Annotated in this window: 11 protein-coding genes; 6 read left to right on the top strand and 5 right to left on the bottom strand. The window is 58.7% G+C overall.

The annotated features are described in order from the left end of the window. Positions 1–207 precede the first annotated feature (207 nt). The gene (locus GX444_11520) at positions 208–1,140 is read right to left on the bottom strand and encodes a hypothetical protein (GenBank protein NLH49217.1); all 933 of its coding nucleotides are present in this window, start codon (positions 1,138–1,140) and stop codon (positions 208–210) included. A 20-nt stretch (positions 1,141–1,160) separates the two neighbouring features. On the opposite strand from GX444_11520, the gene GX444_11515 reads away from it, so the two are divergent. Continuing rightward, on the top strand, positions 1,161–1,409 hold the full coding sequence (locus tag GX444_11515; GenBank protein ID NLH49216.1) for a hypothetical protein: 249 nt from the start codon (positions 1,161–1,163) through the stop codon (positions 1,407–1,409). 298 nt (positions 1,410–1,707) lie between these two features. Here the strand turns inward: GX444_11515 and GX444_11510 are convergent, their stop codons facing one another. Next, positions 1,708–2,913: a DUF4185 domain-containing protein gene (locus GX444_11510; protein ID NLH49215.1), complete on the bottom strand. Its 1,206-nt coding sequence runs from the start codon at positions 2,911–2,913 to the stop codon at positions 1,708–1,710. Positions 2,914–3,108: 195 nt separating this feature from the next. Here GX444_11510 and GX444_11505 point away from each other — a divergent pair, with 195 nt between their 5' ends. The 4 genes from GX444_11505 to GX444_11490 all read left to right on the top strand — a co-directional run bounded on the left by GX444_11505 (position 3,109) and on the right by GX444_11490 (position 7,877). Next, positions 3,109–5,259 (top strand): hypothetical protein, encoded by a 2,151-nt coding sequence (locus tag GX444_11505; GenBank protein ID NLH49214.1) that lies wholly within the window; start codon positions 3,109–3,111, stop codon positions 5,257–5,259. A gap of 68 nt (positions 5,260–5,327) precedes the next feature. Then, positions 5,328–6,254 (top strand): hypothetical protein, encoded by a 927-nt coding sequence (locus tag GX444_11500; protein NLH49213.1) that lies wholly within the window; start codon positions 5,328–5,330, stop codon positions 6,252–6,254. Positions 6,255–6,270: 16 nt separating this feature from the next. Continuing rightward, positions 6,271–7,350 carry a CapA family protein gene (locus GX444_11495; protein NLH49212.1) on the top strand — a complete coding sequence of 360 codons (1,080 nt, stop codon included), beginning with the start codon at positions 6,271–6,273 and terminating at the stop codon, positions 7,348–7,350. A gap of 242 nt (positions 7,351–7,592) precedes the next feature. Then, entirely contained in the window at positions 7,593–7,877 is a 285-nt protein-coding gene (locus GX444_11490) for an RNA-binding protein (protein ID NLH49211.1), read from the top strand. A 103-nt stretch (positions 7,878–7,980) separates the two neighbouring features. On the opposite strand, the gene GX444_11485 is transcribed toward GX444_11490, so the two are convergent. Continuing rightward, positions 7,981–8,658: a superoxide dismutase gene (locus tag GX444_11485; GenBank protein ID NLH49210.1), complete on the bottom strand. Its 678-nt coding sequence runs from the start codon at positions 8,656–8,658 to the stop codon at positions 7,981–7,983. A gap of 263 nt (positions 8,659–8,921) precedes the next feature. Beyond that, a complete protein-coding gene (locus GX444_11480) occupies positions 8,922–9,557 on the bottom strand; it encodes a superoxide dismutase (protein ID NLH49209.1) in 636 nt (211 codons plus the stop codon). Between the two features lie 235 nt (positions 9,558–9,792). Between GX444_11480 and GX444_11475 the strand changes: the two genes are divergently transcribed. Further along, positions 9,793–10,875, top strand: a complete 1,083-nt coding sequence (locus GX444_11475) for a hypothetical protein (protein NLH49208.1) — start codon at positions 9,793–9,795, stop codon at positions 10,873–10,875. 12 nt (positions 10,876–10,887) lie between these two features. On the opposite strand, the gene GX444_11470 is transcribed toward GX444_11475, so the two are convergent. Beyond that, the gene (locus GX444_11470) at positions 10,888–12,621 is read right to left on the bottom strand and encodes a TIGR04190 family B12-binding domain/radical SAM domain protein (protein NLH49207.1); all 1,734 of its coding nucleotides are present in this window, start codon (positions 12,619–12,621) and stop codon (positions 10,888–10,890) included. Positions 12,622–12,830: the final 209 nt, after the last annotated feature.

Here is a 12,830-nt window from a genome sequence, read left to right as displayed (position 1 = left end):
GACGTTCGGTTCCCGCTTTCGATACCCTCGTCTCCATAGAGTCCTCCTTCGGTCATTGGGTTGTTTGGTGATGACTCAACCTTCAACCGATTCGAGGACTCTTTCAATATCCCAAAGTGCGAAAGAAATTGTACGTTATCTGAGTATCAGCAAAGCAAATAAATGAAGACGATAAGAAAAGGATTAATACTTAAATAAAATATTTCATTATTTCATTCCCTCCAATGCCTTTTTGGCCGAGGAGAGAAATTCCTCTGAATTGGCGAAAGCATAGATATTTGATAAGGCGCCCAAACAAGAGAGAGCATTGACATTTAATTCAAGCAGTAAATTTTTGTCAATTTTTTCATGAGCGTTAAAAATCTGCATTTTGATTTTGATTAACTCTATTCCTTCGGATAGCGGGCAACCCAAGGAACCTTCACGATTCATACTAATGACCCGAGGATTGCCATTCGTATTTTTTAGCCATAATCTCAAATTATTTATTCTATCGATTAACGTTCGATGATTGAAGTCCATGTTTTTATCCCGATAATTCAGATCGTCGGGATTGGAATTATGTAAATCGGAGGTATCGTGATCACTTCGTTCCAGATAGCGAATACAATTATATTTTTCACAAGGTAGATTCTCATAACATACCCTTGCCACACCATGACCGCCGCTAACCTTGACCTTTTGCAAAGATAAACCTTCAAGCTTTTTTTGGATTTCTTTATTCTTCTGTTCCACCGCGAGATTATTGGAAAAAGCATCTTTTGTTATCATTTCCAACTTTTTTTCTGTTTCGTCGTTTATTTTTCTGCATTTCGGATCCTCCTGAGCGAACCGTTGGTTGAAGTGATCCAGTGCGGCTTTGGACCGCGGTATCATTGGGCCATTAATGAGATCGAACTTGAACTCGTTGATAAACAGTAGATCTTCCTCCACCGCTACGGTAATCACTCCCGAAAAAACGATCCCCTGAACAGCCAACAGATTATCACCCAGGTCGATTTTTTCGCCGTGGGACCGGGGACTCGAGATCTTTTCCAGTCGAAAATCGCGCTTGATCTTCGCGATCTGCTCGGCGGTATAGTCGTTCTCACGAATGTCCAATTCCGTCAGTCCGCCGTTAAAAATTATTCTGTTTTTCATTATAAATTTTCGGATGCCGATTGAGCGGCGGATCGTCCTCTTCCGGTTGGTTCGCCGGTGTCGACTTTTCCGCGACCGCCATGCCGGCATCCGGTTTGGCTGTTTGTGCCGCCGGCGGCGACTGCCCGTTGCCGCAAGAAAACAATGGCAGGCAAAGCCATATCGTTGCGAAAAAGAGAATCAACTTTTTCATGTTGAATTTCTCCCCGAGAAAAAAAGATGCAATACGCCAACTTCGGTGTGGAAAAACAATACTCGAAATGAAATAGACCTCATTCCGTTTCTCCAAACCATTGCCAACGGCATATCCGAATACTATCAAGGAAAAATGTCAATTCAATTTTATATAAAAAATAGATATTGTTGTCAATAACTAAACAATAAAAAAACTTTTTTGGATTGCCCGGGATGCCGATTTCCGCGGACAGCAGATAGAAATTACTTCCTCACGATTCCTCACAAAAAAAGCAGCCTCCATCCGCTGTTCCCATAAATCCGCCGAAGGAACCCGAACAAATCCAAGACGGAAAATGTCTTCTCCATTGGCGTTTCTTCATGATTCCCTGATTATTCGTCGCCAGCCGCTTCGAGGCGGATGCGGCGCATGCAATAGCGATAGAAATAGTTGTCGAAGGTCGTGTTGATCGACGAGACGATCCAGCCGCTCAGCCCGTCGGCGGCGAGGAATTTCGAGGGCACGATCGTCGGATAGCCGCCGTGGTAAGCCGCGTCCCATTCGCGCTCGCCCCACGACTTCACGCCGACGCGGGTCCAGGGGCCCCACGGCTCGGGCGCTTCCCAGAAAATCCAGGCCGTCCACGACCACGTCGCGTACAGGTACCGCCGCAGGGCCGGGATAAAGACCACGCTGCCCTGCGAAACGCCGCCGTAGCCGTGGTAATCGGCGTTGTCGATCAGCACCGGCCGCTTGGCGGCGAGGTCGGCGGTCCAGCGCGGTTTCCCGTTCAGGCGCCGGCCGGCGTAAAATTCCCAGCGGTCGCGGTCGGGGATCGCGTCCTCCGGCACCCGCGCCAGGTAAAGCCGCGTCGAGCGGAAATCCTCCGTGCCGCGCCAGTTGTAATCGATGCCGTAAACGTAGACGAATTCGTCCCGCGCGTATTGCCGGCATTGACCGTCGTCCAGAAAGAATCCGGTGGTGAACTGGTAATCGGCGAACAGCGGCGCGCCCGGGTTCCATTGCCAGGTGCTCCCGTGGTCGTCGGACCACGAGACAGACGCGGTGGGCGCCTCGGTGAACGGGTCGTCCGACCGGGTGTCTTTCAGGTTTTGGTAGAAGAGGTACAACACGCCCTTCACGCAGATCAGGCCGGTCGGCTTGCGGTTGTAATGCGGTGGTTCGTTGGACCAGATTTCGCCCAGCCGCCGGCCCCAGGCACCGGGGATCGGTTCGCCGTACAGGTCGGGCGGCGCGCCGACCAGCCGGCTGACCTTCATGTCGGCGATCACCCAACCGAACCCGAAGCCGTCGCCGTTGGCGGCGTAAACGTAACCGTCGTCGGCCCAGGCCTGCGGCCACAAGTCGCCCGACCAGGTCGGCACTTTCGGTTGGGGAACGAGAAACGTGTTGCCGTCCTCGACCTCGACGTTGATGATCGGCCGGCTGCCGGCGGGTCGAAAAGCCTTTTCCAGCGCGGCCGGCTCGTTGTTTTCGGTGGGAAGGTAAGCGCGCGACGGTTGTACCGGGTCGTTGCAGGCCAGCAACCCGGCCGCGAAAAGAAACATCAGACAAAAATGGTAGATTTTTTGTCGCATCGCTCGCATCCAATCGAACCAATGATACCATTTTTTGGAAGAAAACGTAAAATTTCATCGGCCGGGCCGAAATTGGCGGCGGCAACCCCTGGCCCGTCCGATCCGCATTGAATAATCAGACGCCGACATCGCCAATTTGACGAAATCCCATCCGCCGATAAAATAATGCAGCGATCGGGTTGAAAAGGAGACTCCATGCGCCGCGTTTTGTCGCTCACCTTGTTGCTGGCATTTCTGGCCGTTCCGGCCCTGGCCGATGAAATCGTTTCGACCTATCACTTCGCCACTCCGACCCTGGCGGTGCGGGCGGGGGGCGCCGTCGAGCCGGCCATCGCCGGCCTGCCGCAATCCCTGGCGCCGGGCGAGCCGATCGTTCCGGTGCAAACCGCGTGGCTGGCGCTGCCGCAAAATCACGAGGTGGTGTCGGTGAGCCTCGACACCCCGAAATCCGGAGCGCTAGCCGACGGGCTGGCCGCCTGGGGGCCGCATTTCCTTCCCTACTCGGCGCCCGACGAAGGCCCCGCGGCGCGGCCCAATCCGGCGATCTATCAAGGCTACGAACCCTTCCCGGCGCAATCCTTCGCCGCGCTGTCGGTGCAGTACAAGCGCGGCGCGGCGATCCTGCCCGTCAAGCTGTATCCGGTGCGGTATCTGCCCGCGGCCCGGCGATTCGTCTTCACGCCCGAAATGACGGTGCGCGTCGTCACCCGGCCGCGGTTGCAACCCCTGCCCGGCGTGCTGCCTTTCCGCGGTTTGCCGGCCGATTGGCGCGAACTGCGCCAGCGCGTCGACAACCCCGCGGTCCTGGCCGGGTACCGCGCGACCGCCGCGCCGAAGGGCGACCCGGTCGATTACCTGGTGATCGCGCCGGCAAAATTCTTCGACGCCCTGACCGACCTGCTGACCCATAAAACCGAGTTGTTCGGCCTGCGCTGCGAACTGGTCGATTACGACACGGTGCTGACCACGATGACCGGCGCGACCAAGCAGGCGCGGGTGCGCAATTACCTCATTCAACGTTACGCCGACGGCGTGCAATGGGTGCTTTTGGTCGGCGACGCCGATCTCGGGTCGGAAGAGATCAATCTGCAGCCGCTGTACGTGACCGGCACCGACCCCGACGACGGCTCGACCTACACCGACGAGAGCATGGCGTCCGACCTTTACTACGGATGCCTCGACGGCTCGTACAACGAGGACGGCGATTCCTACTTCGGCGAGACCAACGACGGCCCGGGCGGGGGCGACGTCGACCTGCTGTACGACGTGCACGTGGGCCGCTTCGCGGTGGACGAGCTCTGGGAAGCGCGCATCATGGCAGGCAAGACCGTGGCCTTCGAAAACGATTTCGAGATGCCCTGGAACCTGCTGTTCGTGGGCGAATACGCCGACGAAGCGACCCAGGGCGGCGACCTGAAGGACAAGGTCTACGAATACTGCGGCGACCAGACCATCCCGCTGACGACGCGCTACGACCGCGACGGCACGCTGAACTTCAACAGCCTGCTGGCCTCGATGAACGGCGACCAGGTGCAGTGGCTCAACCACATCGGCCACGCCAACGTGACCTACAACATGTTGTTCGATCCGTCCACGGTGACGGAGCTGACCAACACGCGCTATTTCCTCGGTTTCTCGCAGGGCTGCTATTCGGGCAGCGTCGACGGCCGGGACGTGGACGGCTACCTGAGTTACGTCGACTCGATGGCCGAGCAGTTCACCGCCAAGCAGCAACACGGCGCCTTCGCCTACTTCATGAACACGCGCTACGGCTTCTATCTGCGCGGCCGGGTGGACGGCCCGAGCAACGTCTACGACTGGGAGTTGGCCGACGCGTTCTTCAACGAAGGCATCCCGAACATCGGCGCGGCGATGGACAAGGCCAAGGAGGACTGCATCGGCCTGTTGTCGCCCACCAACATGATGCGCTGGGCCTGGTACACCCTGATGCTCTTCGGCGATCCGCAGACCCCGATGCGCCTGAATTGCGACAACGACGGCGACGGCTTCGTCTCCGTCTATTGCCAGGACGGCAATGACTGCCAGGACACCGACGCCGCCGTGAACCCGGACGCCGCGGAAATCTGCGACGACGGAGTGGACAACAACTGCGACGGCCTGACCGACGGCGAAGACCCGGCCTGCGCCCCGACCGACGACGATACCGCCGCGGACGACGATGACGACAACGCCGATGACGACGCCGGCGATGACGACGCCGCGGACGATGATGACGACAATGCCGATGACGACGCGGGCGACGACGACTCCATCGACGACGATGACGACTCCTCCGGGTCGGGCGACGACGACTCCGGGGATGATGACGACGGCGGCTGCGGTTGATCGCCGCGCCGCGTTCCGCCCGGCAAGAGGGCGCGGATCATTCCTGACTTTCGGAAAGGAGGACGCTCATGAAACGCCGGTCAATGCTGCTGACGCTGCTGGTAATCGGCCTGCTGCTCGCCGGTTTCTGGGCCTGCAGCGACGATGAGGATCCCGACGACGGCCGCGACACCCTGAACGACAACGACGACGACAACAATCAACCGATCGGGGACGACGACGACGACAATTCGGGCGACGACGACCACCCCGACGACGACAATGACGACAGCCAGGGCGACGACGATTCCGGAATCGACAACAGCGGTCCCTGCCGCGGCGAGATCGAAACGCATCAGATTCTCTGGACGCAGTGGGATTACCTGTCCGATTCCTCGAAACAGCTCTTCATCAACACCTTCGGCAGCGTCGCCGACGGCGCCACTTTTTACGCCCGCCTGGTCTATTGGTTCGGCCTGACCCGCGAGCTGTTTCGCGCCTCCGCCGATTACTACCAGCTCGATCAGCCGGCTTTCCAACTGATCGCCCCCTGGGATCAGGAAATCGAACTGTCGCGCATGGCCATCATCTACTACCGCGCCCGCGGCGAAACCTTGAACCTGTTCGCCATTCACAGCGGTTTGACGCGATTGCAGGCCGCGCTGGAAAGCCCGGTGCCCGAGTCGTCGACCCCCGAGCAATATTTCACGGCGCACCAGGAGCAGATTTATCAGAGCCCCGAGCAATACCTTTGGTATCTCGTTTATTGGGGCCTCGAGGCGCTGACCGAAACCAACACCGACGAAATCCAAAAGTGGGTGGCGAAATGGCTGTGCGACCAGATCGACACCGCCGCCACCCTGCCGCTGCAACAACCGCATTTGAGTTTCGACGCGAACTTGCCGGCCGCGGTGCTCACGGCCTTCAACGACGATCTGGGCACCTGGGAACTGCGGGTGAACCCGAAATTGGAGCTGGTGCAAAAGGTCAACATCCGGCTCGTCCAGTTCAAGTGAGCCGGGATCCATGACGATGCCACGCTCCCGCCTCGTTTGTCTGCTGGCCCTGGCCCTGGTGCTGTGCGTAGCGGCCTGCGACGACGACGCCACGCCAATGCCCGACCCGCTGCGGATTCGCCAGGAACCCAAGGACCCCGCGACGGTGCGCGTCATGTTCGGCGGCGACACGATGCTCGACGACCTGGCGCTTCCCTACCTGCTCAAATACGGCTGGGAATACCCGCTGGCGAGCCTGCAGCCGCTCTTCGCCCGCGCCGATGTCGTCGCGGTGAACCTGGAAGTGCCGGTCGTCGCCCATTGCCAGCGCGACCCGCTGAAAAAATACGCCTATTACATGAAGCCGGCCGCGCTGACCGGCCTGACCGGCAACGGCGTACGGTTCGTCAATCTCGCCAACAACCACTTCATGGATTGCGGCGCCGCCGGCGAAAAGGCGATGTTGGCCAATCTCGATCGCGCGGGCATTTACCATTTCGGCGGCGGCCTCACGTCGGAAGATGCGTTGCGGCCGTTGATCGTCGAAATCGGCGACACCAAGATCGGGTTGATCGGCTTGTTCGGCTACAAGTCGGTTTTCGACCCCTCGCGCGGCACCGCGCCGGCCAATAAAGCCAACGTGCGCGGCCTGGTCGCCGGTTTGCGCCCGCTGGTCGACGTGTTGATCGTCACTTTTCACTGGGGCGAGAATTACGTCGCCCAGATCGACGACAAACAAACCGCGACCGGGCGATTGGCGCTCGACAGCGGCGCCGACATCGTGATCGGCCACGGACCGCACATGCCGCAGGCCATGGAAACCTACCGGGGAAAACCGCTGATCTATTCGGTCGGCAATTGCGCCTTCGGCACCGGCAACGACCAGGCGGCCGAGGCGCTCCTGGCCGAAATGGAAATTACCGGCCGAAAACTAACGAAGGTGATTCTGCACCCGCTGTTCACCCAGAATCGCAATCTGCAGGTGCGCTGGCAGACCCGCTTGCTGCCGCCGGCGCGCGCCCGTCGTTTTCTGGAAAAATGGATCGGCGAGGCCAAGGGCGGCGGCGATCTGCGTCTGGTCGACAACCGCGTCGAACTGAATCTCGCCGGCCGGTGATCGTGGCCAAGGGCCCGTTTCGGTTCAAAAAAGCTCCGTTTTTCACCGGAAAAAAATTTTTTCACCCCGCATTGATTTCCGTTTCGATTCGTACTAGGTTGTGCCCGGTTTATGGTGATGGCTTGGAATAACGGTCGTGTTCTCTTCGTTCAATCCCTGACAACAACCACCGGATTCATGCTCTTCGCCAGTTCGGGAATGGTCCCGAAACCAGTTCATCCATGTTGAAAGGAAAAGATACGATGCAGAACAAACTTTACGTAGGCGGCCTGTCCTGGGACACCACCAATGCCGGTTTGGAAAAAGCCTTCGCTTCCTTCGGGACGATCGAAGCGGCCCAAGTCATCTCCGACCGTGATACCGGTCGCAGCCGTGGCTTTGGTTTCGTGACCTTCGCCGACGAAGAAGCCGCGAAAGCCGCGCTGTCGATGGACGGCAAGATTCTCGACGGCCGGACCCTGAAGGTCAACGTCGCGCAGGATAAGCCCCGCCGTGACGGCGGTGGCGGCGGCGGCCGTCGCTGGTAAGCTTCAGGAACCTCTGATCGGTTCCGCCAAGACGGATACGACTCGAGATTCCAAAAAGGCACGGGATCGGTGAAAACCGTTCCGTGCCTTTTTTTCACCTCGTTCAGATCGTGCAGCGGAAGAACTTCTCGAACCGCTGTTCGACGTCCTTCCAGTCCACCACGTTCCACCAGGCTTTGAGGTAATCGGCGCGGCGGTTCTGGTATTTCAGGTAATAGGCGTGTTCCCACACGTCGACCAGCAACAACGGAATCGCGCCCGGAATGTTCAGGTTCTGGTGGTTCAGGAACCCCATGGTGTAGAGCCGGCCGAAAGTCGGATCGTAGACGAGCGCGCCCCAGCCGCTGCCTTCGACCGTCAGGGCGGCATTGGTGAACTGGTCTTTGAATTTCCCGAAATCGCCGAAATCCAGTTGAATTCGCGCCGCGAGTTCTCCTTCGGGCTCGGTTTTGGCGATCTCCTTGGGCCGCAGGTTGTTGAAGAACACGAGGTGGTTCGCGTGACCGCTGCCGTGAAAGGCCAGTTGCCGTTCGAGCGCGGCGATGGCGCTGAAATTGCCGGTCTGGCGCGCTTCCTTCAGCGCCAACTCCGCCTTGTTGAGACCGTCGACGTAGGCCTGCTGGTGCTTGGTGTGATGCAACTTCATCGTTTCGGCGTCGATGAACGGCTCCAGGGCAGCGTAATCGTACGGCAAGATGGGCAAGGTATGTTTGCCCGGTTCGGTCGGTAAAAAGACCAGACGGGAAGTCTCGTCCCGTTCGGTGGTTCTGGTGATGCTCATGGCAATTCTCCTCTTTTGGTGCTTCCAAGTGAACTCGGCGCCCGTTCTGGATCGAGCCCGATCGAGCGGCGCCTTTTAACCGTCAACATAAGATCGAATCGCAGCCTGACAAGCCCTGTTAGACAATTATAACTAACTGAATAAATTAGATAAAATCTCGATTTTCCGAAATTAGTGAGACAATATGGATAAAAAAAGCCTCCCGGCCCAGGAGGATGATAGGGGTTAGGCCGGGAAGCCGTGGGGGAACAACGACAGCTCGATCAGATATTGCAGCGGACGAACTTTTCAAACCGTTTTTCGACGTCATTCCAGTCCACGACGTTCCACCACGATTTGACGTAATCGGACCGGCGATTCTGGAATTTCAGGTAGTACGCATGCTCCCACATATCGATGAGCAGCAGCGGAATCGCGCCCAGAATCGACAGATTTTGGTGGTTGAGGATGGTCAGGGTGTAGAGCCGGCCGATATTTGAATCGTACACCAGAGCACCCCAACCGTTGCCTTCGATATTCATCGCGACGTGGGTGAACTGCGCCTTGAATGTGTCGATATTGCCGAAATCGAGTTGAAGGCGCACCGCCAGTTCGCCCTCCGGTTCGATCTTGGCGATCGAATGGGGCCGCAGGTTGTTGAAGAAGATGGTGTGATTCGTTTTGCCGCTCGCATGGAAAGCCAATTGGCGTTCCAGCGCGGCGATGGTCGAAAAATTGTTGGTATGGCGCGCCTCAACCAAGGCCAACTCGACCTTGTTGAGTCCGTCGACATACGCTTGCTGGTGTTTGGTGTGGTGCAGATTCATCGTTTCGGCGTCGATGAACGGCTCCAACGCGTTGTAATCGTAGGGCAGATTGGGCAAGATGTGCTTGCCCGGTTCGATGGCGGTCAATACCATTCCCGTATCGGTGGCGCCCCTTTCCGTGGTACGAATGTTACTCATGGTTCCCCCCCTTTGGTTAGGCTGACGCTGGCTCTTCGAGGTCGGCGGATCGCACAAGATGAACAAGGTACAAGTTAAGGCTTTATTGAGTAATGGCAAGGAAAGCGATCCGTATTTTTTACGGCGAAAAACACCGGACATTGATTCGGGGAAACAAGCGGCGGTACGATTCGATCAAGAGGACCGACCGATGAAAAAATGGAAAATCGCGACGCTTTGCCTGCTCCTGTGCCTTTCGTTCATCGCTTCCGGTACATCCAAAGAGAGCAAACCAAGCCGTGACGATGGCTGGTTGGTGATTTGCGGTCAGGCCGACAAGGACGCCGACAACGAGGCGCGGCTGAAAAAAATCGACCGACTAATGAAAAACCAGGGCCGGCTGATCGACACCGACGATTGGGAGTACCTGACGCCGCACCTGAAAGTCGTCGCGGCCGGGCCTTACCCGGAAAAAGAGGACGCGCTGCAGGCGACCGCCAAGCTCGAAAAAAACGGCCTGCAATGCTACGCCAAACACGCGGTAAAAAAATCGCTGCTGAAGCGCGGCATCACGCTGTTCGGCGACCGGAACAGCCTCTGGTTTTGTCTGGCCGTCGGCGGCGACTCTACGCTTTCATACGAGACGTGCAAAAAACAAGCGCAGGCGAAGGGAACGCTGATTCGGCCGTACCTGGATCAAAAATCGCTCGGTTTCGAGACCGTTCAAATCGACCAGGCGAGCGCCGACATCTGCGAGCCGTCGGGAATGGAATTGTGGAGCATTCGCGGCCAAGTCGTGAAAACGGAAAAAACGGCGGAGTTGATCAAGGATGCCAAGCAATTGAAAAAATTCGCTTCCCTGCTCCGCGCCCACGTGAAGCAAGCGAAAAAAATCGATTTTGAAAATATCCGCGTTGAGCGGTTGACGCAAACCGACCTCGACGGCGACGGCAAAAAGGAATGGCTGGTGCAGGCCCGCCAGGGAAAACCGGAAAACGCGCTGGACGACCATCCGGAAAAGGTGCTGATGTTCCTCGGCGTGTTCACCACCGACGACGAAAACGCCCGGGTGGCGTCGGTCATCCTCAACGCCGTCGGCGAAAAAAGCGCCGAATTTCGCGATTACTACCTGCGTAGCGGCTACGACGAACTTGCCGGCCTCGGCGATATCGACGGCGACGGCCGCGTCGAGCTGCTGCTGAAAACCGGCTATTACGAAGGCATGGGATACGAAATCGCCCGTTATCGTCGCGGCGAAATCATCCAACTCGGCGGCAATGGCTGCGGCGCGTGAGGCCGGATCCGTTCAGTCCGCCGGGCCTTTCACCAAGTCGCGAATGATATTCAGGTAATTGAAATTGTTGCCCAGCACGCGCCATTTGATTTCGTGCGGGGCGTTGACCGTGTCGCTGCTGGCCTGATCGGCTTCGCTTTTCAGGGCGGCGCACTCGCGGGCGATGTAGGCCGGATCACCGGTGGCGAGAATCCGGTCGAACCGCGCCATCAGGTCGATCGCCCGCCCGATGCGGCCGTCGACGTGCCGGTAGGTTTTCAGGTCGATGCGGCCGCGGTCGTACTTGGCCTGGTTGAGGCGGCGGCCGGCCTCGTAGGTGACGTCCACCAGCTCGTCGCGCGTCAGCCAGTTCGTCTCGTAGTTCAGGCACTGCTTCCACGTCGGCGCGGCGATCGCCTGCCGATAGCTTTCGAAATCGCGGAACAGGATCTTGTAACCGTAGGCCTCCGGGTGCTCGTAGGCCAGCGAGCCCGGATCGAGAAATGGCGCCAGCGGGCTGATGAACACCGCCAGCCGCTCGTCGAACCGGTCGAGCAGCTCGGCCGCCCAATCCACGGTGTCGAGCACCGACTGCCGCGTCTGGCCCGTCAGGCCGATCATGAAGTACAGGTCGAACTTGCCCGCGCCGTGCCGCAACGCGCCGTCCACCGCGGCGATCACGTCCCGGTTGCCGTAACGCTTGCCGCCGCGCCGGCGCACGGCCTCGTCGTGCGTTTCGGGGCTCATTTCGAAGTTGAAGTGCGGCACCGCGTCGGCGACGCGCTGGAAATAGTCGGGCGGCGCGGCGTCGAACAATTCGAGGATGACGTTGTTGCGCACGCGGTGGCGGCGCAAGCCCTGCAGAACGGTGTCGGCGTACGCGGTCCCGGCCTGATTGAGGTCGCCGATCAGAAACACCGGGCCATTGGTGTAGCGGGTCAGGCGCGCGATGTCGCGGACGATCAACTCCGCCGGGCGGAACGCGGTTTTTTCGCGGCCGGCGTAGTCGCGCACCGCCGCCCCGGCGCCGCCGCAGATGGCGCAATTCTGCGTGCAACCCTTGCAGGTCATCACCGCCGTGATCGGGTAATGCCACCAGTCATGAAAAGGAATCTGCGCGGCGATCGAGCCGTATTTCAGGCTCATCTTGAACATGTTCAGGTAGTTGTTGCCCCAGCGGTCGAGCAACGCGGGCACGTTGGTCAGTTCGTTGACGTGCACGTTTCCCGCGCCGTCCTTCCACGTCAGGTTGGGAATCGCGGCCAGGCGTTCGCGCGACAAATCCCGGTCGGCCAGGGCGCGCATCAACTGGCCGACGGGGATCTCCGTCGAATCGCCGCGAAAAACGAAATCGAAACAGTCGCGCTCGATCAGCTCGCGGTGAAAATACGTGGCCGCCCAGCCGCCGACGATCACCGGCGTCGCGGGATGATGCTGCTTCGCCAGGGCGGCGACCTCGACCGCGCCGTGGGCGTGCGGCAACCAGTGCAGATCGACCCCGAAGGCGAGGCGCGGGCGCAACTTGCGGATGACGGCCTCGGGGTCGTAGCGGTTCGAGGCCAGCATGTTGACGGCCAGGTTGACGACCTGCGTCTCGAAACCGAGGCCCAGCAGGTATTCGGCGATGGTCGTGAAGCCGACCGGGTACATCTCGAACACCGGCATCGACGGCACCACGTCGCTGATCGGGCCGTACAAGACCGTCCGCCGCCGGAAGTCGAAGACGGTGGGCGCATGCAGCAAAGTCAAATCGGGTCGCACGAACACGGCATGGTCCTCGCTGTCGTTTCCCGAATGTTTATCCTACCGCGACGCCGCGGTACAGGGGTTTGCCGAGTGTATTAGCTTAGCGACTTTGTCCCCTGTAACTGCTTAGCGATTATGTCCCCCATGAAGAAGGACATGATTTCGATGACTCCCAAGGAGTTACAGCGGATGAGGTTGCTGGTCTGCGTCCTGGAGGGGCAGCTGCCCCT

It is taken from the genome of Myxococcales bacterium, from assembly GCA_012517325.1.
GTDB lineage: Bacteria > Lernaellota > Lernaellaia > Lernaellales > Lernaellaceae > JAAYVF01.
This window is presented reverse-complemented; position numbering and strand designations above follow the sequence as displayed.

Coding starts and splice junctions, on each gene's coding strand:
- GX444_11520 (NLH49217.1), bottom strand. CDS start 1,140: ATGAAAAACAGAATAATTTTTAACGGCGGACTGACGGAATTGGACATT.
- GX444_11510 (NLH49215.1), bottom strand. CDS start 2,913: ATGCGACAAAAAATCTACCATTTTTGTCTGATGTTTCTTTTCGCGGCC.
- GX444_11505 (NLH49214.1), top strand. CDS start 3,109: ATGCGCCGCGTTTTGTCGCTCACCTTGTTGCTGGCATTTCTGGCCGTT.
- GX444_11500 (NLH49213.1), top strand. CDS start 5,328: ATGAAACGCCGGTCAATGCTGCTGACGCTGCTGGTAATCGGCCTGCTG.
- GX444_11495 (NLH49212.1), top strand. CDS start 6,271: ATGCCACGCTCCCGCCTCGTTTGTCTGCTGGCCCTGGCCCTGGTGCTG.
- GX444_11490 (NLH49211.1), top strand. CDS start 7,593: ATGCAGAACAAACTTTACGTAGGCGGCCTGTCCTGGGACACCACCAAT.
- GX444_11485 (NLH49210.1), bottom strand. CDS start 8,658: ATGAGCATCACCAGAACCACCGAACGGGACGAGACTTCCCGTCTGGTC.
- GX444_11480 (NLH49209.1), bottom strand. CDS start 9,557: ATGGTATTGACCGCCATCGAACCGGGCAAGCACATCTTGCCCAATCTG.
- GX444_11475 (NLH49208.1), top strand. CDS start 9,793: ATGAAAAAATGGAAAATCGCGACGCTTTGCCTGCTCCTGTGCCTTTCG.